This window comes from Prauserella shujinwangii (genome assembly GCF_003001955.1).
Lineage (GTDB): Bacteria > Actinomycetota > Actinomycetes > Mycobacteriales > Pseudonocardiaceae > Qaidamihabitans > Qaidamihabitans shujinwangii.
Genome location: NZ_PVNH01000016.1, coordinates 1 through 22,803, shown reverse-complemented (window position 1 = coordinate 22,803; position 22,803 = coordinate 1). Strand labels below are relative to the sequence as shown.

The window sequence follows — 22,803 nt, the reverse complement described above, 5'->3', positions numbered from 1 at the left end:
TCGGGCCCGCCGTCGTCGCACGCAAGGAGCGTGGGTCATCAGTACAACAGCTGAACCGGCGTTCGCGGTGGAGCTTCGGGGGATCACCAAGCGGTTTCCCGGTGTGGTCGCGAACTCCGACGTCAACGTCGCCGTCCGGGGCGGGACCGTGCACGCGCTGGTGGGGGAGAACGGCGCGGGCAAGTCGACCCTCATGAAGATCCTCTACGGGATGCAGGGCCCGGACGAGGGCACCATCGCGATCGAGGGTGCTCCCGCCGACTTCCACTCGCCCGCCGACGCCATCGCGGCCGGGATCGGCATGGTGCACCAGCACTTCATGCTCGCCGACAACCTCAGCGTTCTGGAGAACGTCGTGCTCGGCACCGAGCCGCGGACGGGCGGGCGCATCGACTTCCGTGCCGCCCGGGCCCGGATCTCCGAGATCTCCGCGCGGTACGGCCTCGGTGTGCAGCCCGACCGGCTCGTCGACGAGCTGGGCGTCGGCGAGCGCCAGCGCGTCGAGATCCTCAAGGTGCTCTACCGCGGCGCGCGCATCCTCATCCTCGACGAGCCCACCGCCGTGCTGGTGCCGCAGGAGGTGGACGAGCTCTTCGGCAACCTGCGCGAGCTCAAGGCCGAGGGGCTGACGATCCTGTTCATCTCGCACAAGCTGGACGAGGTGCTGTCGGTGGCCGACGACATCACGGTCATGCGGCGCGGCACCACGGTCGCCCGCGTGACCCCCGGTGAGGTCACCGCCCGCCAGCTCGCCGAGCTGATGGTCGGCAGCGCGCTGCCCGTCCCCGAGCTGCGCGAGTCCACGGTCACCGACACCCCGGTGCTCGAGGTGTCCGGCCTGACCGTCGCCTCGCCCGAGGGCCGCACCGTGCTGGACGACATGTCGTTCACCATCCACGCCGGTGAGGTGCTCGGTATCGCCGGTGTCGAGGGCAACGGGCAGGCCGAGCTCGTCGAGGCGCTGATGGGCATCCGTTCCCTCGACGCGGGCCGGATCGCGCTGCGCGGCGAGGACATCACCAAGCAGTCCACCCGCAAGCGGCGGGACGCGGGGATCGGCTACATCCCGGAGGACCGGCACCGGCAGGGCGTGCTGCTCGAGTCGAGCCTGTGGGAGAACCGCATCCTCGGCCACCAGACGAAGCCGCCGTGCGCGCGGGGACCGCTGCTCGACCGCGCGGGCGCGCGGGCGGACACCGAGCGGATCGTCGCCGAGTACGACGTGCGGACGCCGGGCATCGACGTGGCCGCGACCGCGCTGTCCGGAGGCAACCAGCAGAAGCTCATCGTCGGCAGGGAGATGAGCGGTGAGCCGGTGCTGCTCATCGCCTCCCACCCCACCCGCGGTGTCGATGTCGGCGCGCAGGCCGCGATCTGGGAGCACATCCGCAAGGCCCGGGCCGAGCACCTCGCGGTGCTGCTCATCTCCGCCGACCTCGACGAGCTGATCGGCATGTCGGACAGTCTCGCGGTGATCCTGCGCGGCAGGCTCGTCGCCGAGTACGACCCCCGGTCGGTGACCCCGGAGCAGCTGGGCTCGGCGATGACCGGCGCGGCGGAGGAGGTGTCCTGATGGGACGGCTGTCCTTGCGGTCGGTCTATCTCGGACTCGCGGCACCGGTGGGCGCGCTGCTGTTCGCGCTGCTGGTGTGCGCCGCCATCCTCGGTGCCACCGGTCATCCGCCGCTCGAGGTGGCCGAGGCGATGGTGGGCTCGCTCGAACGTCCGCGCACCGCGGCCAACTCGCTGAACAGTGCCACGACGTACTACCTGTCCGCCGTGGCGGTGGCGATCGGCTTCAAGATGCGCCTGTTCAACATCGGCGTCGACGGCCAGTACCGCCTCGCCGCCATGCTCGCGGCCGCGCTCGCCGGCGCGTCCTTCATGGACGCACTGCCCTCGGTGCTGCGGATCGCCATGACCGTCGGGGCCGCCATGCTCGTCGGCGCCGTCTGGGCGGGCATCGCGGGCTTCCTCAAGGTGACGCGCGGGGTCAGCGAGGTCATCTCGACGATCATGCTCAACGCGGTGGCGACCGCGCTCGTGGCGTTCCTGCTCAACCCGGACCGGCTCGCGGTGACCGTCGCGGGCAGCAACAACATCGGCACGCCCACGATCACCGAGGGCGGCCGGGTACCCGGGTTCGGCTACCCGGGCTCGTCGTCGGACGTGTTCGGGCTGATCCTGCTGGCCGCCGCCGTCGGGGTCGCGTACTGGTTCATGCTGAACCGCACCCGGTTCGGCTTCGACCTCAAGGCGACCGGCCAGTCGCAGTCGGCGGCCGTGGCCAGCGGCGTCAACGTCAAGCGCATGGTGCTGGCGAGCATGCTGCTGTCCGGCGCCGCCGCCGGGCTGGTCGGCATGCCCCAGCTGCTCGGGGCCTCGTACTCCTACGCGCTCGACTTCCCGGCCGGGCTCGGCTTCACCGGGATCGCGATCGCGCTGCTCGGCCGCAACCACCCGGTCGGCATGGCCTTCGCCGCGCTGCTGTGGGGCGGGCTCGACCAGACCTCGAACGTGCTGGACCTCTCCGGGGTCCCGAAGGAGATCGTCGTGATCATGCAGGGCGTGATCGTGCTGTCGGTCGTCATCGCCTACGAGCTCGTGCGGCGCTACCGGCTGCGGCTGGAGCAGCGGGACGTGGGCCGGGCGCTCGGCACCGCACCGGCGGCCGAGGAGGTGCGGGCATGAGCGCCAGCGGGCTCGACGTCGGCTCCGAGCAGATCACCGCGCCACCCCGGCAGCGGCGCCGGATGTCGCCGGTCGTCTACCTCTACATCGCGGTGGGCGCGCTGCTCGTGGTGTCGCTCGTCCGCGTGCTGACCGGCGCGGGCAACCTCACCTCCAGCGGCACGGTGTCGGCCGCGCTCATCGCGGCGGTGCCGATCGCGCTCGCCGGTCTCGGCGGGCTCTGGTCCGAACGCGCCGGCGTGATCAACATCGGCCTCGAGGGCATGATGGTGCTCGGCACGTGGGGCGCGGGCTTCGCGGGCTACCAGTGGGGGCCGTGGGCCGGGGTCCTGCTCGGCGTGGCGCTGGGCGCGCTCGGTGGCCTCATCCACGCGGTCGCGACGGTCACCTTCGGCGTGGACCACATCATCTCGGGTGTGGCGATCACGCTGATGGCGCCGGGCGTGACGCTGTTCCTGGCGAAGCTGTACTTCACCGACGCGCCGGGCGGCGGCCAGAAGCAGTCGCCCCCGATCGACGACGTCGCGCACGTCTCGGTGCCGGGACTGCCGTCGCTGCTGGATTCGATCGAGCGGAAGGGCTGGTTCTTCGTCAGCGACCTGGCCGGCCTGCTGCGCGGGCTGACGACGGACGTGTCGCTGCTGACCCTGCTCGCGGTGGTGCTGTTCGTCGTGACGGCATACGTGCTGTGGCGGACGCCGTTCGGGCTGCGGCTGCGCTCGTGCGGCGAGTCCCCGCCCGCGGCGGAGTCGCTGGGCGTGAACGTCTACAAGTACAAGTACGCCGCGATCGTCACCTCCGGCGCGCTGGCCGGGCTCGGCGGCGCGATCCTCGCGGTGGCGTCGAGCCAGTTCCGCGACGGCCAGACGGGCGGCCGGGGCTACATCGGCCTGGCGTCGATGATCTTCGGCAACTGGCGGCCCGGCGGGGTCGCGGCGGGCGCGAGCCTGTTCGGCTACACCGACGCCATGCAGCTGCGCGGTGAGGAGGCCGTGCACGCGCTGCTGTTGCTGCTCGGGGTGGCGCTGATCGTGCTCGCGGTGGTGCAGGTGCGGGCGCGGCGGTACGTCGTGGCCGGGGTGGCCACGGTGCTCGGTATCGCGTTCGTGCTGTGGTTCCTGTTCACCGACCAGGTGCCCGCCGAGCTGGTGAGCGCCACGCCGTACGTCGTGACGCTGCTGGTGCTGTCGCTGGCCGCGCAGCGGCTGCGGGTACCGAAGTGGATCGGGCAGCCGTACCGCCGGGGCCAGGGCACGTGACCGCGGCGGGCGTCGACTGGGACCGGCTGCGGGCGGAGGCGGTGCGGGCCGCGGGCCAGGCGTACGCGCCGTACTCCGGTCTGCACGTCGGCGCGGCCGGGCTGGCCGCCGACGGCAGGCTGGTCACCGGCTGCAACGTGGAGAACGCCTCCTACGGCCTCGGTCTGTGCGCCGAGTGCACGCTGGCCGGCCAGCTGCGGCTGACCGGGGGCGGGCGGCTCGTCGCCGTGGCCTGCCGGTCGGGCCGGGGTGAGCTGCTGATGCCGTGCGGGCGGTGCAGGCAGGTGCTGTTCGAGCTGGGCGGCGGGGAGTGCCTTGTGGACACTCCTCGCGGCCCGCTGCCGCTGACCGAGGTGCTGCCCGACGCCTTCGGACCAGCCGACCTGCCCTCGTGAGTGGCTTCCCCATGTGGCATCGGTTGCGTTCAGCGCACCCACTGTGGCATTCGGTGCGTCCAGCGCACCCCATGCCACAGTGGGGAACGAGGGAAGGTGGGCCGGCATGAGTACGGAGCCGTTCGCGGCGGTCGACGTCATCCGCGCGAAGCGGGACGGGGCCAGGCTGACCGGCGCGCAGATCGACTGGGTTGTCGACGCCTACACCCGGGGCGTGGTGGCCGAGGAGCAGATGGCGGCGCTCGCGATGGCGATCTTCCTGCGCGGCCTGGACGCGGCCGAGACGGCCCGCTGGACCGGCGCCATGATCGACTCGGGGGAGCGGCTGAGCCTGCGCGTGGACCGCCCGACCGTCGACAAGCACTCCACCGGCGGGGTCGGCGACAAGATCACGCTCCCGCTCGCGCCGCTGGTCGCGACGTGCGGTGCCGCCGTGCCGCAGCTGTCCGGGCGCGGGCTGGGGCACACCGGAGGCACGCTCGACAAGCTGGAGTCGATCCCCGGCTGGCGGGCCGCGCTGTCCGCCGACGAGATCGCCGCGCAGCTGGCCGGGGTCGGCGCCGTCGTGTGCGCCGCCACGCCGACGCTCGCGCCCGCCGACCGCAAGCTCTACGCGCTGCGGGATGTCACGGCGACCGTGGAGTCGATCCCGCTGATCGCCGGTTCGATCATGAGCAAGAAGATCGCGGAGGGCGCCGGGGCGCTCGTGCTCGACGTCAAGGTCGGGTCCGGGGCGTTCATGAAGACGCTCGGGCAGGCGCGGGAGCTGGCGCGGTCATTGGTGGACATCGGCGCCGCCCACGGCGTCGCCACGACCGCGCTGCTGACCGGCATGGACACCCCGCTCGGTGCCGCCGTCGGCAACGCGGTGGAGGTGGCCGAGGCCGTGGACGTGCTGCGCGGTGGCGGCCCGGCGGACGTGGTGGGGCTGACGGTGGCGCTGGCGCGGGAGATGCTGGCGCTCGCCGGAGTGTCCGGCGCCGACCCGGCGGAGGTGCTCGCCTCCGGCGCGGCGTACGAGACGTGGTGCCGGATGATCCGGGCGCAGGGCGGCGACCCGGACGCGCCGCTGCCCCGGCCACGGCACGTGCACGTGGTGGAGGCGCCGGAGACGGGCACGCTCGCCCGGCTGGACGCCTACGCCGTCGGCGTCGCCGCCTGGCGGCTGGGCGCGGGCCGGGCCCGCAAGGAGGACGCGGTGCAGGCGGCCGCGGGGGTGCGCTGCCTGGCCAAGCCGGGCGAGCGCGTGACCCGCGGCGAGCCGCTGCTGGAACTGCACACGGACACCCCGGAGGCCGTGCCGGCGGCGCTGGCGGCGCTGCGCGACGCGTACGCGGTGGGCGAGGATCCCGGACACGACGATGCCCTCGCCACCCGGGGCGAGGGCATCGTGCTGGACGTCGTGCGCGCGTAGCCCAGGGCTACGCGTCGCTGTCGTCGGAGTCGCCCGACGAGTTCGTCTTCGCCTTGGACTCGGCGTTCTTCGGCGAGCGGCCGTTGCGGCGGCGCGGCTGCCGCGGCGCGGGCGGGGCCACGGCCACCTGCTGGGGCGCGGGACCGCCGCCGAGCATCAGCTCCGCGAAGGTCGCCATGGCCTCGTCGAGCTGGCCGCCGATACGGCGCTCGGACTCCTCGTTGCTCTTGCGCACCACCGAGGTGAAGTAGTCGTTGTCGGGCTGCTTCGCCAGCGTGCCCTCGACCTTGTTCAGGCCGGACTTGAGCGAGCCGTCCAGGTCGCCGAGCTGGGAGGCGAAGCCCTCCTCGACCTTGTCGATGCGGCCGGACAGCTCGTCGAGCCGGGCCGTGATCGTCTCCAGGCGGTTGCCGAGCCCGTCGAGCCGGTCGCTGGCGTCCACCATCTCGGCCGTCTCGGTGAGCGCGGTGCGCAGCGTCTCGGTGCTGCCCGCGATGCGCTCCCTGGTGTCGGTCTCCAGCCGGTCCACCCGCTCCTTCAGGTCGGACTCGACCGAGTCGACGCGCTCGCGCAGCATGTTCTCGGTGAGGTCGATGCGCTCGCGGACGGGGCCGTGCACCGCGGCGGGCAGGGCCTCGATGCGGTCGTCCTGCTTGTCGAGGTGGCCGCCCAGCTCGTCGAGCCTGCGGTGGATGTTCTGCAGCTTGTCCTCGAGGCCGTCCATCCGGCCCGCGACGCCCTCGAACCGCGCGGCGACCCCGTCGAGGCGGCCGTCCAGCTGGGCGAACGGCTTCGCCAGCTTGTCGACGATGGCCTCGACCGCCCTGCCGAGCTCGGCGATGGCGTTGTCCTGCGCCTCCAGCCGGGACATCGCCTCGTCGAGTCGCTCGGCGAGGACGCTGACCTCGGTCCGGTCGGGCAGCTCGGACAGCCGCTTGCGCACCGCGCCGAGCGAGTCCACCGGCGCCAGCCGGGCGTAGATGTCGTCGAGCGCGTCGAAGATCTGCTGCTGTTCGCTCTCTCGGACCTCGGCCGCGCGCACCAGCATGTTGCGCATCCGGTCGAAGGACGGGGCTGCAAGGTGGTTGTCAGTGGTCACTGCGGTGTCCTTCATCGGCGGGGAAAGATGGGACGTGGAGCGCAGCCTATCGACCCGTGAATTGCTGTGCGTATCGCCCCCGGGAAATTGCTAATGACGTGCAACTCCGATGGCCGAATAACGAAAAGGTCAACAAGCTGACCGTGAGGTTCAGGCTGAGGCTCGCGTCCCTGTAGGTGACGGCAGGCCGCCGGGTGGCCTAACGGGCGCTGCGGCGTCCGGGCCAGCGACGGCGCGGTCGGCCGGGCGGCGGGGCCCGGAACGACTACCGTTTACCCATGTCGACGAGAACCGTTCCGACCCTGGCAGAACTGCGGCCCGCACCCAAGGTGCTGCTCCACGACCACCTCGACGGCGGGCTGCGTCCCGCGACCGTCGCCGAGCTCGCCGAGACCACCGGCTACCAGGGGCTTCCCACGTCCGACCCGGTCGAGCTCGGCCGCTGGTTCCGCGACGCGGCCGACTCCGGCTCGCTGGAGTCCTACCTCGAGACGTTCGCGCACACCTGTGGCGTCATGCAGACCGAGGAGGCGCTGGTCCGGGTGGCCGCCGAGTGCGCGGAGGACCTCGCCGCCGACGGAGTCGTGTACGCGGAGGTGCGTTACGCACCGGAGTTGTTCGTCGAGCGCGGGTTGTCACTCGATGCGGTGATTGAGGCTGTTCAGGCCGGGTTCACCGAGGGTGAACGGCGGGCCGCCGAGCGCGGGCACCGCATCCGCACCGGCACGCTGCTGTGCGCCATGCGGCAGCACGCGCGGGCGCTGCAGATCGCCGAGCTGGCCGTGCGGTACCGCGACGCGGGCGTCGTCGGATTCGACATCGCGGGACCGGAGGCCGGTTTCCCGCCGACCCGCAACCTCGACGCGTTCGAATACCTGCGTACCAACAATGCGCATTTCACCATTCACGCGGGTGAGGCTTTCGGGCTCGCCTCCATTTGGGAGGCGATTCAGCACTGCGGGGCTGAACGGCTCGGGCACGGGGTCCGCATCGTCGACGACGTGAAGGTCGCGGCCGACGGCCAGGTGCAGCTGGGCAGGCTGGCCGCGTACGTGCGGGACCGGCGGATTCCGCTGGAGGTCTGCCCGTCGTCGAACGTGCAGACCGGGGCCGCGCCGTCCATCGCGGAACATCCCATCGGCCTGCTGGCCCGGCTTCGGTTCCGGGTCACCATCAACACCGACAACCGGCTGATGAGCGACTGCACGCTCTCCTCGGAGTTCGCCACGCTCGCCGAGACTTTCGGATACGGCTGGGCCGACGTCCAGTGGTTCACGATCAACGCGTTGAAGTCGGCGTTCATCGATTTCGACGAACGGCTCGATCTGATCAACAACGTGATCAAGCCCTGGTACGCGCCGCGGCTGTAGAACCGGCGCCCCGCGGCCCTTGCGATGGTTAGCCCTGCGAAGTAAAGTTCAGAATGTAGGAGCTGATTCTCAGAATATGGGAGCCGTGCGGGCATGGTGGGGGTCGGTACGGCCGTGGGAACCGGCAGCCGCCGCTGGTTCGTGCTCGCCCTCGGTCACGCGGCGCAAACGGCCAGCTGCGCCTTCCTCTACGGCATCCCGTTCCTCGTTCCCTCGATGCGGGACACCGAGAACCTCACATTGGGTGAAGCCGGTGCGGTGGTGGCCGCGCCGAGTATCGGGCTGCTGCTGACCCTGATCGCCTGGGGCGCCCTCGCCGACCGGTTCGGGGAGCGGCTGATCATGGCGCTCGGCCTCGGCGGCTCCGGCGTCCTGCTGCTGGTCGCCGGCACCGGCGGCCACGGCCTGCCCGCGCTGTTCGGGCTGTTCCTCGCGGCGGGCGCGAGCACCGCCTCGGTGAACGCGGCGAGCGGGCGGGTCGTGATGGGCTGGTTCGGCGCGGACGAGCGGGGCCTCGCCATGGGCATCCGGCAGACGGCGCAGCCGCTCGGCGTCGGCATCGCCGCGCTCGCGCTGCCGCCGCTGGCCGCGCAGTGGGGCTTCCGCCCGGCGCTGCTGTTCCCCGCGGGGCTGGCGGTGCTGGTGGCCGTGCTGGTGCACCGGTTCGTCGTCGACCCGCCGCGCCCGCGACGCGGGACCACCTCCGCCCCGGACGGCGCGCCCGCCTCGCCGTACCGCCACCCGGCCCTGTGGCGGCTGCACGGCGCCAGCGCGCTGCTCGTCGTGCCGCAGTTCACCGTCTCGGCGTTCGCGCCCGTGTACCTGGTCTCGGTGCAGCAGTGGAGCCCGCTCGCGGCGGGCTGGTTCCTCGCGGTGGTGCAGGGGCTGGGGGCGCTGGGCAGGCTGGCGGCAGGCTACTGGTCCGACCGCGTGCGCAGCCGCCTGCGCCCGATGCGCGTGCTCGCGGTGGCCAGCGCCGGGGCGATGCTGCTCGTGGCCGTCGGCGAGGTGTCGTGGCCGTGGCTCGCCGTGCTCGCGCTCGTGCTGGCCGCCGTGGTCACCGTGAGCGACAACGGCCTCGGCTTCACGGCGTCGGCCGAGCTGGCCGGGGCCGCCTGGGCGGGGCGCGCGATGGGTGCGCAGAACACGGCGCAGAACATCGCCGCCTCACTGACCCCGCCGTTGCTGGGCCTGGTCATCGGGGACACCCGCTACGCGCTGGCGTTCGGCCTCGCCGCCGCCTTCCCGCTGCTGGCCGTCGGGCTCACCCCCGTCCGCGCCGAGAGCGGGCGCGGAATGTCAGGAGTGGCTCGTTACTGACGTTCTTCGCCAGTAACGAGCCACTCCTGACGGAAAGCGCGTCCTCAGTTGACGTGCAGCCGGTCCTCGAAGGACTCCACCAGCTCCCGCCACGCCTTCTGCTCGGCGTCGAACGGCGGGCTGGGTGCCAGGCGGGTGGGGTCGGGCCGCACCACGAACGACACGAGCCAGCCGAGGCGCTCCGAACTGGACAGTGCCGTGGCCACGCTGTCGTCGTCGGCCCAGTCGGCCGCGTCGGAGAGCAGCTCGACCGCGAGGTCCAGCTGGGTCGGGTCGATCGCGTCGATGCCCTCGGCGATGTCCTCGTCGAGCCCGGCGAGCACGTAGGTGTTGTCCGGGTCGACGTCGACCTCCAGCTCCCCGGCCGTCGCCTTCACCAGCACCTCGTCCCAAGTGGACACCTCGGCGAGGTCGGTGTCGGCCAGGTCCTTGGGTTCCGCCAGCGCACGGGCCAGCGCCCGCTCCGAGTTGAAAACCTCGATCCGGCCGTCGGAACCGAGGAAGATCGGGTCGTCGTCGAGGTAGCAGCGGAGCGTGTAGTACTCGCCCTCCGACGTCACGATCTTGATCGGATCGATGCCGACCTCGCCCCAGAACCCGACGGGCTCGTCGGCGCCGGCCTCCTCGTCCTCGTCGTCGGAGTCCAGCTCGTCCTCGGAGTCGGAGTCCACGTCGTCGAGATCGCGCTCGCTGTCGACGCCCGCCTCGGACTCGGCGGACTCCTCGTGGAACGCGGCAAGCTCCTCGGCGGTCTCCTCCAGCGTGGCCGCGTCCACGTCGGGCACCGTCACGAGCTGGTCGATCGTGTCCAGCACGGTGTCCCACTTCTCGGAGACCACCCGCGAGAGGTCGTTCCACAGCCGGGCGCCCTCGCGGCCGGTGAACGGCAGCTGGCCCTGGTCGAGCAGCGAGAAGCCCTCGCAGCCGTCGAGGATCTCGTGCACCTCGTCCAGCTCGCACACGTCGGCGAGCGAGCGCACGATGTTGACGATCTCGGCGAGCTCACTGATCGTCCAGGAGTCCGGCTCCTCGGCGACCATCTCCGGTACACCCACCAGGTCGTACGAGTGGTCGTCGTCCGGGATGAGCTCCGGCACGTTCAGCGCGGGCACGGCCTCCCACGCCGGGTGGTCGACCAGGTCGTGCTGCTCCGCCGTGCGCACGAAGGCGGCCAGGTGTGCCGCGTCGGGAAAGGCGTACAGGTCGTCCTCGTCGCCGAGGAAGGCCTCCCATTCCTCGCCGTCCTCCCGCCACCGTGGCGCCCACAGGGTCACCAGATCACCCTGCGGCAGCCCGAGTTCGATCGGGATGATATCCTGTGCCATTCCGTCCTCCGGATTACCGCCCTGTGCGCGTGCCGATCTGGATGTTCCGTTTGACCCCGGACGCGATACGCGAAGCCTACGGGTTCCGGCTCCGGGCCGCGATCACCCCTCGCCTCCCGGCGCGGGGATGACACGATCTACACCACGATGACTGACTTCCTCGCAGACCGCCTACCCGCCGACGCCGATCCGGACACGCTGTTCGACACGTTCTCCACCTGGACCTCCGAGCGCGGCTTCGAGCTGTACCCGGCTCAGGAGGAGGCGCTGATCGAGGTCGTGTCCGGGTCCAATCTCATTCTCTCCACTCCCACCGGATCCGGGAAGAGCCTGGTCGCCGTCGGCGCCCACTTCGCGGCTCTCGCCCAGGGACGCAGAAGCTACTACACCGCGCCGATCAAGGCACTGGTCTCGGAGAAGTTCTTCTCGCTGGTCGACATCTTCGGCGCGGAGAACGTGGGCATGATGACCGGCGACTCCGCGGTCAACGCCGACGCGCCCATCATCTGCTGCACGGCGGAGATCCTGGCCAACATCGCGCTGCGGGACGGAGCGGAGGCCGACGTCGGGCAGGTCGTCGCCGACGAGTTCCACTTCTACTCCGAGCCGGACCGCGGCTGGGCGTGGCAGGTGCCGCTGCTGGAACTGCCACGGGCGCAGTTCGTGCTGATGTCGGCCACGCTGGGCGACGTGTCCTTCTTCGAGAAGGACCTCACGCGGCGCACCGGAAGGCCCACCGCGGTCGTCACCTCCGCGCAACGCCCGGTCCCGCTGACGTTCCGGTACGCGACGACCCCGATGCACGAGACCATCTCCGAGCTGTTGTTCGGGGGCCAGGCACCGGTCTACGTCGTGCACTTCTCGCAGGCCGCCGCGGTGGAGCGGGCGCAGGCGCTGATGAGCATCAACGTCGCCAGCCGCGCGGAGAAGGACGCCATCGCCGAGGCGATCGGCGACTTCCGGTTCTCCGCGGGCTTCGGCCGCACGCTCTCGCGGTTGGTCCGGCACGGCATCGGCGTCCACCATGCGGGCATGCTGCCGAAGTACCGGCGGCTCGTCGAACAGCTCGCGCAGGCCGGCCTGCTCAAGCTGATCTGCGGGACCGACACGCTCGGTGTCGGCATCAACGTGCCCATCCGCACGGTGGTGCTCTCCGCGCTGACCAAGTTCGACGGCGTGCGGCAACGGCACCTCAAGGCGCGCGAGTTCCACCAGATCGCCGGCCGCGCGGGGCGAGCCGGGTACGACACCGAGGGCTACGTCGTCGTGCAGGCCCCCGACCACGTCATCGAGAACGCGAAGGCGCTGGAGAAGGCGGGCGACGACCCGAAGAAGAAGCGCAAGATCGTGCGCAAGAAGGCCCCCGAGGGGTTCGTCAACTGGACCGAGAGCACGTTCGAGCGGCTCGTCGCCGCCGAACCCGAGCCGCTCACGTCGAGCTTCGGCGTCAGCCACTCGATGCTGCTCAACGTGATCTCCCGGCCGGGCAACGCCTACCAGCACATGAAGCACCTGCTGGAGGACAACCACGAGGACCGGCCCGCCCAGCGCAGGCACATCCTGCGGGCCATCGCCATCTACCGGGCGCTGCTCGCGGCCGGGGTGGTCGAGCAGCTGGACGAGCCGGACGAGCAGGGCAGGTACGTGCGGCTGACCGTGGACCTCCAGTTCGACTTCGCGCTCAACCAGCCGCTCTCGCCGTTCGCGCTGGCGGCGATCGAGCTGCTCGACCCGGAGTCGCCGACCTACCACCTCGACGTGGTGTCCATCGTGGAATCCACTGTGGACAACCCGAAGCCGGTGCTGTCGCAGCAGCGGTTCAAGGCCCGTGGCGAGGCCGTGGCCGCGATGAAGGCCGAGGGCATGGAGTACGACGAGCGCATGGAGCAGCTCGAGGAGGTGGACTACCCCAAGCCGCTCCAGGAGCTGCTCGAGGCCGCGTACTCGCGCTACCGCCAGGGACACCCGTGGGTGGCCGACTACGAGCTCGCGCCGAAGTCGGTCGTGCGGGACATGTACGAGCGGGCGCTGAACTTCGTCGAGTACATCGGCTTCTACTCGCTGGCGCGCTCCGAGGGCGTGCTGTTGCGCTACCTCGCCGACACCTACGACGCGCTGCGCCGGACCGTGCCCGACGAGGCCAAGACGGAACCGCTGCAGGACCTCATCGAATGGCTCGGCGAACTGGTGCGGCAGGTCGACTCGAGCCTGCTCGACGAGTGGGAGGCGCTGCGCCACCCGGACGAGGCGGTCGTGCCCGAGCGCCCCGCGCTCACCGAGGGGCCACCGCCGGTCACCCGCAACGAGCGGGCGTTCCGGGTGCTCGTGCGCAACGAGATGTTCCGCAGGGTGCAGCTGGCCGCGCGGGAGGCGTACTCCGAGCTCGGGCAGCTCGACGGCGAGGCGGGCTGGGACGCCGACGCGTGGGCGGATGCCCTGGACCCGTACTTCGCCGAGCACGACGAGCTCGGCACCGGCGCGGACGCCCGCGGCCCGGCGCTGCTGCTCATCGAGCGGGAGCCGGACCGCTGGCGGGTGCGGCAGATCTTCGACGACCCGGCGGGCGACCACGACTGGGGCATCAGCGCCGAGGTGGACCTCGCGGCATCCGACGAGGCGGGCACCGCCGTCATCCGCGTGACCGACGTGAACCAGCTCGGCCCGTAGCCGCGAGTCCCCCGCTCAGAACGGCGAGTGCCGCGCTCGTGGACCGGGGACGCCCGGCGGGGCGCGGCACTCGCGTGCGGGACCGGGGGACTCGCGGGTTACGCGCCCATCGGGTGCCAGACCGTCTTCGCCTCCAGGTAGTGGCGCAGCCTTCCGATGTCCGGCGGCCGCGTCCAGTCCGGCTCGTCCTCCGGCACCCGCAGCACCCGCTTCACGGTGTCCGCGGCCTGCCGCGCCAGCTCCGGCCTCTCCCGCGCGTCCGCGCCGGCCGGGTCGAGGGCGTCGACGTCCCCGTGGGAGGCCAGCCACGGCCCCAGCTCCGCGGCCCGGCCGGTGAGCACGTTCACCACCCCGGCCGGCACGTCCGACGTGGCGAGCACCTCGGACAGCGTGATCGCGGGCAGCGGCCGGTCCGTGCTGCTCACCACCACCGCCGTGCACCCGGCGGCGAGCACCGGCGCGAGCACGCTCACCAGCCCGAGCAGGGACGAACGCTGCGGCGCCAGCACCGCGGCGACCCCGGACGGCTCCGGCACCGTGAACGAGAAGTACGGGCCCGCCACGGGGTTCGCCGCGCCCAGCACCGTCGCGATCTTGTCGGTCCAGCCCGCGTACCACACCCACCGGTCGACGGCGGCGTCCACGAGCGACTGCGCCTTCCGTGCGGACACGCCCTCCGCGGCGGCGACCTCGGCGGCGAACTGCTCGTGCCTGCCTTCCAGCACCTCGGCGACCCGGTAGAGGACCTGGCCCCGGTTGTAGGCGGTGGTCCCGGACCAGCCGGGGAACGCCTTGCGGGCGGCCACCACCGCGTCGCGCACGTCCTTGCGCGACGCGTGCGCCGCGTTGGCGAGGAAGTTCCCCTTGGCGTCGCTGACCGGGTAGGACCGGCCGGACTCCGAACGCGGGAACGCGCCCCCGACGTAGAGCTTGTACGTCTTGGCGACGGGCATCCTGTCAGGCATCGAGGTACGCCTCCAGACCGGTCCGGCCGCCCTCGCGGCCGAACCCCGACTCCCGGTACCCGCCGAACGGCGCGGCCGGGTCGAAACGGTTGAACGTGTTGGCCCAGACCACACCGGCGCGCAGCCGGTTCGCCATCCACAGGATGCGCGAACCCTTCTCGGTCCACACCCCTGCCGACAGGCCGTACGGCGTGTTGTTGGCCTTGGCGACGGCCTCCTCCGGCGTGCGGAACGTGAGCACGGACAGCACGGGGCCGAAGATCTCCTCGCGGGCGATCCGCATCGACTGCTGCACCCCGGAGAACACCGTGGGCGCGAAGAAGAACCCGCGTTCGGGCACGGGGCACGGGCTGGTCCAGCGATGCGCGCCCTCGTTGTCCCCCGACTCGACGAGCTCCCTGATCTTCCCGAGCTGCTCGGCCGAGTTGATCGCGCCGATGTCGGTGTTCTTGTCCAGCGGGTCACCCAGGCGCAGCGTGGACACCCGGTACCGCAGCTTCGCCAGCAGCTCGTCCACAACGGACTCCTGCGCGAGCAGCCGGGAACCGGCGCAGCACACGTGCCCCTGGTTGAAGAAGATGCCGTTGACGATGCCGTCGACGGCCTGGTCCAGCGGCGCGTCGTCGAACACGACGTTCGCCGCCTTCCCGCCGAGCTCCAGCGTGAGCCGTTTGGGCGTGCCCGCGACCGCGCGCTGGATCTGCTTGCCCACCTCGGTGGAACCGGTGAACGCGACCTTGTCGACGCCGGGGTGGCGCACCAGCTCGGCGCCGACATCCCCGGCGCCGGGCAGGATGTTGACCACACCGGGCGGCAGATCGGCCTGCTGGCAGATCTCGGCGAACACCAGCGCGGTCAGCGGCGTGGTCTCCGCGGGCTTGAGCACCACCGTGTTCCCGGTGGCCAGCGCGGGCGCGATCTTCCACGCGAGCATGAGCAGCGGGAAGTTCCACGGGATGACCTGCCCGGCCACGCCCAATGGCCGGGGGTCGGGGCCGAGGCCCGCGTAGGAGAGCTTGTCGGCCCAGCCCGCGTGGTAGAAGAAGTGCGCGGCCGCGGTGGGGATGTCGGCGTCGCGGGACTCCTTGACCGGCTTGCCGTTGTCCAGCGTCTCCAGCACGGCCAGCTCGCGGGCGCGTTCCTGGATCAGCCGGGCGATGCGGAACAGGTACTTGGCGCGCTCGCTGCCCGGCAGTGCGCTCCAGGTGCGCTCGTAGGCGCGCCGCGCGGCCTTCACCGCGGCATCCACATCGGACGCGTTCGCGGTGCCGACCTCGGCGAGCACCTCCTCGGTGGCGGGGTTGAGGGTCTTCAGCGGCTCGCCGCCGCCGTCGACGAACTCCCCGTTGACGAACGGCCGGTAGGCCGCCTTCAGGTTCGCGATGTCCCGGGATTCGGGTGCGGGCGCGTACTCCCACATGGTCATGATCAGTCCTGGGTGACGTAGTCGGGGCCGCTGTAGTGGCCGTCGAGCTGGGTGCGGCGCTGCAGCAGCAGGTCGTTGAGCAGGCTGGACGCGCCGAACCGGAACAGCGCGGGGGTGAGCCATTCGGGGCCGGCCACCTCGTGCACGGCCACCAGGTAACGGACGGCGTCCTTGGTGGTGCGGATCCCGCCCGCGGGCTTGACGCCGCGCAGCTCGCCCGTCGCGGTGTACCAGTCGCGCACCGCCTGCAGCAGCACGTGGGTCACCGGCAGCGTCGCGGCGGGGGAGACCTTGCCGGTGGAGGTCTTGACGAAGTCGCCGCCCGCGAGCAGGGCGAGCCACGCCGCGCGCCGCACGTTGTCGTAGGTGGCCAGCTCGCCGGTCTCCAGGATGACCTTCAGGTGGGCGTCGCCGCAGGCGGCCTTGATCTCCCTGATCTCCTCGAACACCTGGCCGTAGCGGCCCTCCAGGAACGCGCCCCGGTCGATCACCATGTCGACCTCGGTGGCGCCCGAGGTGACGGCCAGCTCGACGTCGGCCAGTTTGACGGCACGGCTGGAGCGGCCCGAGGGGAACGCGGTGGCGACGCTCGCGACGCCGATGCCGGAGCCGCCCAGCGCGTCGACGGCGGTGGCGGCCAGGTCCGGATAGACGCACACCGCGGCGACGGGCGGCGTGTCCGGCCGGTCGGGGTCGGGCCTGCGCGCCTTCGCGGCGAGCGCCCGGACCTTGCCGTGCGTGTCGGCGCCCTCCAGCGTCGTCAGGTCGACCATCGAGATCGCCGTGTCGATCGCCCAGAGCTTGGCGGCCTTCTTGATGCTGCGGGTGGCCAGGCCCGCCGCGCGTTGCTCGACGCCGACCTGGTCGACGCCGGGCAACCCGTGCAGGAACCGGCGCAGGCTCGACTCGTCGCGGGTGGCGTCGGCGAGCGCGGCCGGCAGGGTGGGTGTTGCCATGCGCCGAGCCTAGTGGTCGGTGCCCGCACGCAGCGGCACCGCTTCAGCTGCGGCTCGGGCCCGCCGCGGCGGGCGCCGACGGCGCCGGGGCGCAGAACGCCGAGGTCATCACCGTGATGTCGGCGTAGGCGGGCACGGTGAACTTCCGCCCGGCCACCGAGGTGATGCCGGTGCCGCCGTCCGCGGTGTGCATGCTCCACACCCCGAAGCCGGGCAGCGAGCCGTCGTGCCCCCACACCACGGGGCCGCCGGGGCACAGCGGGTCGAGCGGCATGCGTGCCAGGCCGAGCCCGTAGTCGAACCCGGCGTACTCGCCGTCCGGTGTGCGCGCCGGTACGGTCCGGCGCATCTGCGCGAGCATCTCCGCGCTGAGCAGGTCCCCGCCGAGCAGTGCGGCGAAGAAGCGGTTCACGTCCTTCGCGGTGGAGAGCATGCTGCCCGAGCCGAAGTAGCGGGAGTGGTTGTAAGTCGTCACGTCCGTGAGCGGCCGCGGTGGGTCGTACAGCCGCTCGTACCCGCGCAGGGCCGCACCCGGTACGAACGGGAAGTCCCTCGGCACCACGGTGCGGCGCAGGCCGAGCGGGCGCAGGACGCGGTCCCGCAGCGCGTGCTCCATCCGCTGCCCGGTGACGCGTTCCACCAGCAGCGCGAGCACGCTGTAGCCGACGTTGGAGTACGCCCAGGAGGTGCCGGGGGCGAACCGCAGCGGCCGTTCGGTGCTCACTCGGACCACGCGGGCCGGGGTGAAGTGCTCGAACCGTTCCCGGTCGATCTCGGGCAGGCTCGTCCACGTCAGCTCGTCCGGCAGGTCCCTTGGCAGCCCGCTGGTGTGCTGCAGCAGCTGCCGGACCGTGATCTTCTCCCGGTACGGCAGCAGCCCGGGCAGGTGGTCGCGGACGTCGTCGTCGAGACCGATCCGGCCCTCGTCCACCAGCCGCAGCACGAGTGCCGCGGTGAACGTCTTCGTGACACTGCCGATGCGGAACAGGCCCTCGGTACGGGGCGGCCTCCCGGTGCGCACGTCGTGTACCCCGCTCGCACCGCCCCGGCTCCCGGCCGCACCGTGGGTCACCGCGAGCACGCCGGGTACGCCCGCGGCCACGGCGGCGTCCAGTGCCGCCTCGATGCGTTCCCAGCGGGGTGGTGCCGCGGTGGCCGTTCCGGACAGCGGCCCGGCGAGCACGGCCAGACAGCACAGGATCGCCACGGTCCGGTGCGCGGCACGTTTCATCGAGATCCCCCCGGTTCGTTCGTCCCGCGGCTCAGCCGTTCAGTTGCCTCCGGTCCTTGCGCGGGACGCGCCTGACCTCGACCCCGCCCCAGAAGGCGAAGCCGTTGACGCGCACCACGGGAGCGTCCGGTGGCGCGGTGTCGGCCGCGCCGTTCTTGTCCTTCGTCTCGAAGGCGCCCATGATGCCGATCCCGGTGACCTCGACGACGACGTCGTCGGGCACCGTGATGTCGATGCCGCCCATGATCGCCACCGCGGTGATCGTGGAGTACCGCTCGGCGAAGCGGGCGTGCCGCAGGTCGATCTCGACCCCGCCCCAGAACGCGAAGCTGTTGTGCTGCGGCGGCACCACCCAGTTGCCCTTGCGCCCGGCGCCGGACATGATCGCGATCGACGTCGTGGAGCCCGGGGTCCCGCCGATCCGGTCGTCGGGCCTGCGGACCTGCGCGGGTGTCATCGGCTGCAGCGCGGCGCTCACCGATGTCTCGGGCAGGTCGGACAGCACCGGTTCCAGCTCGCCGACGGTCTTCGCGGAGTACACCTGGTCGAGGCGTTCCTCCAGTTCCGTCACCGTGATCCGGCCCTCGCCCATGGCCTTGTGCAGGATCTGCGCCACCCGCTCGCGGTCGTCGTCCGACGCGCGAAGCCGTCTCGGGTCGGGTCGGTCCGGCTGTTCGGTCACGGGACCAACCCTAGCGGGCGCGGCCCGCTCGTTCAGCGGTTCTCCGCAGCCGCGTGGTGGCAGGTGCGCGAGAACGTTCCCGGCCGTGCCGCCGGGTCCTCCACGCGGAAGGGGCGGACTCCCCCACGGCTCGTCGGTGAGCGGGTGGACGACGCGCCCCGCGGCGGCCTGTGCCGCGCCGACCGCGGCGGGACCTCCGCTCCGGTGTTTCCGTTCCGTGCGTCAGGCGCCGCGGCGGTCGCGGGTCGGATGGGGCTCTCCGCGATAGGGGCCGAAGCTCCAGAGGTTCCCCTCGGGGTCGGCCACGGTGAACTCGGGCTGCCCGTGCACCTGGTCGGCGAGCTCACGCACGATCGCGGCACCCGCGGCCTTGGCTCGTTCGTAGAGGTCGGCGACGTGGTCGGTGACGACGTAGGCACCGAACGCGCCGGTCTGCCGGGCGCAGTCACCGGAGGCCTCGTGGTCGGCGAGCATGAGCCCGCCGCCCTCGGGCCAGCGCAGCTGAGCGTGCACGACCGCGCCGCCGGCATCGGTGAACACGGCGGTCTCCTCGAAGCCCACGATGGTCGTGAGCCAGCCGATCAGCGCGCGGGCGTCGCGGGCCTGCAGGGTGGGCCATACGGTCGGCGCGGGCGTCTCGACGGTGGTGTCCGTACTGGTCATGGCACCAGTCTGGGTCCGGTCGGCGGACCCCGGCTTGGAACTTTCGGAACTCCCCGGCCGCGGACCGGTCCGTGGCCGCGCTGTCGCGCGCCCTCTCCTAGGGTGTCCGACCATGGATGTGCTCGTGGTCGACCACCCGCTCGCCAAGGACCGCCTCTCCACCATGCGGGACGCCCGTACCGGCAGCGCGATGTTCCGCGCGGCGCTGCACGAGCTCACCGTCATGCTCATCTACGAGGCCATGCGGGAGGCGCCGCTGCGTACCGAGCGCATCCACACGCCGGTCGCGCGCACCGACGCCTACCGGCTGGCCGACCCGCCGCTGCTGGTGCCCGTGCTGCGCGCGGGGCTCGGCATGGCCGACCAGGCGCACAAGCTCGTGCCGGACGCGCAGATGGGCTTCGTCGGGCTGGCCCGCGACGAGGAGACGCTGCAGCCGACGCCGTACATGGAGTCGCTGCCGGAGTCACTCGCGGGGCGGCCGGTGTTCGTGCTCGACCCGATGCTCGCCACGGGCGGCTCGATGGAGTACACGATCCGGCTGCTCACCGGGCGTGGTGCCACCGACGTGACCGCGATCTGCGCGCTGGCCGCGCCCGAGGGGCTCGAGCGGCTCGAGGCGGCGGGGCTGCCGGTGCGGGTCGTCACCGCCAGCGTGGACGAGCGGCTCAACGACTCCGGCTTCATCGTGCCCGGGCTGGGCGACGCGGGCGACCGGCAGTACGGCACCGTCTAGCCGGGGGCCTCCCGGACCAGCGGTGTGGCCCGCACGCGCTTGGCGGACAGCCGTCCTACGCGCCCGCGCGCAGCCAGCCGCTCGCGTTGGCGCGCAGCGCCCGTTCGTACATCCCCGCGGTGCCGAACTCCGGGGGCAGGTTGCCGTCGAGCTCCAGCGAGACCAGCCCGTGGGCGAACGCCCAGCAGCTCGCGGCGATGACCCCGGGCGGTACGTCGGCGAGGACACCGCGGTCCACGCCGTCGCGGACCGTCTCCAGCAGCGGGTCCACAGTGGATCTCGCCAGCCGGGCCGCCGCCTCGTTCGGCTCGAAACCGGGCACCGCGCGCGTGAACATGACCGGGTACAGGTTCCTGCTCGCCAGCGCGCTCGCCCGGTAGGCCAGCCCGAGTCGCACCAGGTCGGCCACCACGTCGCCCGTGCGCTCCACCGCGCGCAGCCGGGCGCCCAGCCGGCGGAACCCCTCCACGTACAGGGCGTTGACCAGCTCCGTCTTGCCCCCGAACAACGAGTACACGGCGGTGGTGGACGTGCCGGCGTCGGCCGCGAGGCGGCGCAGGCCCAGCGCCTTCGCGCCCTCCGTGGAGAGCAGCTCGCCCGCGCGGTCGAGCAGGCGCAGCCGCAGAGCTTCGTCGTGGGTGCGCGGGCGCGGCATGCCGCCACCGTAAACGCGACGCTGTTACGAAACCGGCCGCCGTGCCGAGTTTCCGTGTTGACCTGGAGCGCGCTCCAGGTCGTAGCGTCGCCGGCATGGCCTATTCGATAGCGGAAGCCGCTCGGCGCAGCGGGCTGTCGATCGACACCCTCCGCTACTACGAGCGCATCAAACTGCTGGACCCGCCCGCGCGGGACTCGGCGGGACGGCGCGCCTACTCCGAGACCGACCTCGCGTGGCTGCAGTTCCTGACGAAGCTGCGCACCACCGGCATGCCGATCCGCCGGATGCGGGAGTACGCCACGCTGCGCAGGCGGGGCGCCGCGACCGCGGGCAGGCGCAGGGCGATCCTCGTCGAGCAGCGCCGCTCGGTCGCCGAACGGATCGCCGAGCTGCAGTCCTGCCTCGACGTCCTCGACTACAAGATCACCAACTACGAGCGGCTGGAGCACGGTCACGCCGCCGGCATCCAGGAGGCCAGCGCATGATCGGCAGCAGAAGGCTCGGCGCACTCGCCGTCAGCGCACAGGGCCTCGGTTGCATGGGGATGAGCGACTTCTACGGCGACCGGGACGACGCCGAGTCGGTCGCCACCCTGCACCGGGCACTCGACCTCGGTGTCACGCTGCTCGACACCGCCGACATGTACGGCTTCGGGCGCAACGAGGAGCTCGTCGGGCGGGCCGTGGCGGGCCGAAGGGACGAGGTCGTGCTCGCCACCAAGTTCGGCATGATCCGCGACGCGCGGAACCCCTCCGCGCGCGGGGTCCGGGGCGACCGGGACTACGTGCGGCAGGCTGCCGAGGCGTCGTTGCGCAGGCTCGGCACCGACCACATCGACCTCTACTACCAGCACCGCGTCGATCCCCGGGTGCCGATCGAGGAGACCGTTCAGGCGATGGCGGACCTCGTGCGCGAGGGGAAGGTCCGGCACCTCGGGCTGTCCGAGGCCGGTGCGGAGACGATCCGCCGCGCCCACGCCGTGCACCCCGTCGCCGCCGTGCAGACCGAGTGGAGCCTCTGGTCCCGGGACATCGAGGACGAGGTCGTGCCCACCTGCCGGGAGCTGGGTGTCGGGATCGTGCCGTACTCGCCGCTCGGGCGGGGATTCCTCACCGGCAGGTACGCCTCCGCGGGGGACTTCGCGGAGGGCGACTTCCGCAGGCACTCGCAGCCGCGGCTCGCGGACGGCAACCTGCAGCGCAACCTCGCGCTGGTGGAGGCGCTGCGCGCGCTCGCGGCGGAGCGCGGTGTCACGGCGGGCCAGCTGGCGCTGGCCTGGGTCCAGCGCCGCGGGGACGACGTCGTCCCGATCCCCGGCACCAAGCGGCGCCGGTACCTGGAGGAGAACGTGGCCGCGCTCGAGATCGAGCTGACCGACGCGGAGCTGGACGCGATCGAGCGGGCGGTGCCCGCCGCGGCCGTGGCCGGTGACCGCTATCACGAGGACGGGATGCGGCTGCTCGGGCAGTAGCCAGGTGGGCGTGAACCGGGGGTGCCGGAGGCGGGGAGGCCCCCTGAACTGCGCTTTCGTGGTTGGGGGACCCCCCTGTTTCCGGGGTGTGCGGGGGTGTGTAATCTTTTCTTCGTCGCCGGGGAGACCGGGCCGGCCGGGACCTGGAAGGGTTTCGCAAGGTTCGGGTTACCAGGCGGGGGAATACGGTGTCACTCTGCTGAGTTGTAGGGTGGGTGTTCCCTGGGCCAGAGCGGCGGACCCCTTGATAAGTCGGAGTTTCGGCTGGGGTAGGGTCTGCTCTGGTTGGTGACAACTTGCAGGATGTTTGTGCGTGTTGTTTGAGAACTCAACAGTGTGCTAGTGAATTTATGCCAGTAGAGCTTGTTTTTTGGACCCTGTTTTTGGGGTTTCTTTGAGGCCGCGCATGTTTTTTGTGTGTGGTGTTTTTGGGATCATGCATTGTTGGAGAGTTTGATCCTGGCTCAGGACGAAC

At 71.8% G+C, this 22,803-nt stretch carries 20 protein-coding genes; 11 read left to right on the top strand and 9 right to left on the bottom strand.

The window, feature by feature from the left end:
* The first annotated feature begins 67 nt into the window (after positions 1–67).
* From B0I33_RS29370 to B0I33_RS29350, 5 genes are all read left to right on the top strand, one after another.
* Entirely contained in the window at positions 68–1,573 is a 1,506-nt protein-coding gene (locus B0I33_RS29370) for an ABC transporter ATP-binding protein (RefSeq protein ID WP_181193502.1), read from the top strand.
* Positions 1,573–2,691, top strand: a complete 1,119-nt coding sequence (locus B0I33_RS29365; RefSeq protein ID WP_106182570.1) for an ABC transporter permease — start codon at positions 1,573–1,575, stop codon at positions 2,689–2,691. Before B0I33_RS29370 ends, B0I33_RS29365 begins: the two co-directional genes overlap by 1 nt.
* Positions 2,688–3,950 (top strand): ABC transporter permease, encoded by a 1,263-nt coding sequence (locus B0I33_RS29360; protein ID WP_106182569.1) that lies wholly within the window; start codon positions 2,688–2,690, stop codon positions 3,948–3,950. The genes B0I33_RS29365 and B0I33_RS29360 overlap by 4 nt, the downstream gene beginning before the upstream one ends.
* On the top strand, positions 3,947–4,345 hold the full coding sequence (locus tag B0I33_RS29355; protein ID WP_106182567.1) for a cytidine deaminase: 399 nt from the start codon (positions 3,947–3,949) through the stop codon (positions 4,343–4,345). The genes B0I33_RS29360 and B0I33_RS29355 overlap by 4 nt, the downstream gene beginning before the upstream one ends.
* Positions 4,346–4,451: 106 nt before the next feature.
* Positions 4,452–5,759, top strand: a complete 1,308-nt coding sequence (locus tag B0I33_RS29350) for a thymidine phosphorylase (RefSeq protein WP_106182565.1) — start codon at positions 4,452–4,454, stop codon at positions 5,757–5,759.
* A gap of 7 nt (positions 5,760–5,766) precedes the next feature.
* On the opposite strand, the gene B0I33_RS29345 is transcribed toward B0I33_RS29350, so the two are convergent.
* Positions 5,767–6,858: a coiled-coil domain-containing protein gene (locus B0I33_RS29345; protein WP_106182563.1), complete on the bottom strand. Its 1,092-nt coding sequence runs from the start codon at positions 6,856–6,858 to the stop codon at positions 5,767–5,769.
* Positions 6,859–7,136: 278 nt separating this feature from the next.
* Here B0I33_RS29345 and B0I33_RS29340 point away from each other — a divergent pair, with 278 nt between their 5' ends.
* Positions 7,137–8,228: an adenosine deaminase gene (locus tag B0I33_RS29340; protein ID WP_106182562.1), complete on the top strand. Its 1,092-nt coding sequence runs from the start codon at positions 7,137–7,139 to the stop codon at positions 8,226–8,228.
* 93 nt (positions 8,229–8,321) lie between these two features.
* Positions 8,322–9,548 carry an MFS transporter gene (locus B0I33_RS29335; RefSeq protein ID WP_106182560.1) on the top strand — a complete coding sequence of 409 codons (1,227 nt, stop codon included), beginning with the start codon at positions 8,322–8,324 and terminating at the stop codon, positions 9,546–9,548.
* A 44-nt stretch (positions 9,549–9,592) separates the two neighbouring features.
* Here B0I33_RS29335 and B0I33_RS29330 read toward each other — a convergent pair whose 3' ends face one another.
* Positions 9,593–10,873, bottom strand: a complete 1,281-nt coding sequence (locus B0I33_RS29330; protein WP_106182558.1) for a primosomal protein — start codon at positions 10,871–10,873, stop codon at positions 9,593–9,595.
* Positions 10,874–11,020: 147 nt separating this feature from the next.
* Here B0I33_RS29330 and B0I33_RS29325 point away from each other — a divergent pair, with 147 nt between their 5' ends.
* The gene (locus B0I33_RS29325) at positions 11,021–13,540 is read left to right on the top strand and encodes a DEAD/DEAH box helicase (protein ID WP_106182556.1); all 2,520 of its coding nucleotides are present in this window, start codon (positions 11,021–11,023) and stop codon (positions 13,538–13,540) included.
* A 98-nt stretch (positions 13,541–13,638) separates the two neighbouring features.
* On the opposite strand, the gene B0I33_RS29320 is transcribed toward B0I33_RS29325, so the two are convergent.
* From B0I33_RS29320 to B0I33_RS29295, 6 genes are all read right to left on the bottom strand, one after another.
* The gene (locus tag B0I33_RS29320) at positions 13,639–14,505 is read right to left on the bottom strand and encodes an aldehyde dehydrogenase family protein (protein ID WP_106182554.1); all 867 of its coding nucleotides are present in this window, start codon (positions 14,503–14,505) and stop codon (positions 13,639–13,641) included.
* The gene (locus B0I33_RS29315) at positions 14,498–15,931 is read right to left on the bottom strand and encodes an aldehyde dehydrogenase family protein (protein ID WP_106182553.1); all 1,434 of its coding nucleotides are present in this window, start codon (positions 15,929–15,931) and stop codon (positions 14,498–14,500) included. The genes B0I33_RS29320 and B0I33_RS29315 overlap by 8 nt, the downstream gene beginning before the upstream one ends.
* A 2-nt stretch (positions 15,932–15,933) precedes the next feature.
* Positions 15,934–16,887 (bottom strand): deoxyribose-phosphate aldolase, encoded by a 954-nt coding sequence (gene deoC, locus B0I33_RS29310; RefSeq protein WP_106182551.1) that lies wholly within the window; start codon positions 16,885–16,887, stop codon positions 15,934–15,936.
* 43 nt (positions 16,888–16,930) lie between these two features.
* The gene (locus tag B0I33_RS29305; RefSeq protein ID WP_106182550.1) at positions 16,931–18,118 is read right to left on the bottom strand and encodes a serine hydrolase domain-containing protein; all 1,188 of its coding nucleotides are present in this window, start codon (positions 18,116–18,118) and stop codon (positions 16,931–16,933) included.
* Positions 18,119–18,149: 31 nt separating this feature from the next.
* A complete protein-coding gene (locus tag B0I33_RS29300; RefSeq protein WP_106182548.1) occupies positions 18,150–18,800 on the bottom strand; it encodes a DUF1707 SHOCT-like domain-containing protein in 651 nt (216 codons plus the stop codon).
* A gap of 222 nt (positions 18,801–19,022) precedes the next feature.
* Complete coding sequence (locus tag B0I33_RS29295; RefSeq protein ID WP_106182547.1) at positions 19,023–19,463, bottom strand: VOC family protein; 441 nt, start codon at positions 19,461–19,463, stop codon at positions 19,023–19,025.
* Positions 19,464–19,575: 112 nt separating this feature from the next.
* On the opposite strand from B0I33_RS29295, the gene upp reads away from it, so the two are divergent.
* Positions 19,576–20,199, top strand: a complete 624-nt coding sequence (gene upp, locus B0I33_RS29290) for a uracil phosphoribosyltransferase (RefSeq protein ID WP_106182545.1) — start codon at positions 19,576–19,578, stop codon at positions 20,197–20,199.
* 55 nt (positions 20,200–20,254) lie between these two features.
* Here the strand turns inward: upp and B0I33_RS29285 are convergent, their stop codons facing one another.
* Positions 20,255–20,854: a TetR/AcrR family transcriptional regulator gene (locus B0I33_RS29285; RefSeq protein ID WP_106182544.1), complete on the bottom strand. Its 600-nt coding sequence runs from the start codon at positions 20,852–20,854 to the stop codon at positions 20,255–20,257.
* 95 nt (positions 20,855–20,949) lie between these two features.
* Here B0I33_RS29285 and B0I33_RS29280 point away from each other — a divergent pair, with 95 nt between their 5' ends.
* Positions 20,950–21,342, top strand: a complete 393-nt coding sequence (locus tag B0I33_RS29280; RefSeq protein WP_106182542.1) for a MerR family transcriptional regulator — start codon at positions 20,950–20,952, stop codon at positions 21,340–21,342.
* Positions 21,339–22,328: an aldo/keto reductase gene (locus B0I33_RS29275; RefSeq protein ID WP_106182541.1), complete on the top strand. Its 990-nt coding sequence runs from the start codon at positions 21,339–21,341 to the stop codon at positions 22,326–22,328. The genes B0I33_RS29280 and B0I33_RS29275 overlap by 4 nt, the downstream gene beginning before the upstream one ends.
* The last annotated feature ends 475 nt before the right edge of the window (positions 22,329–22,803 follow it).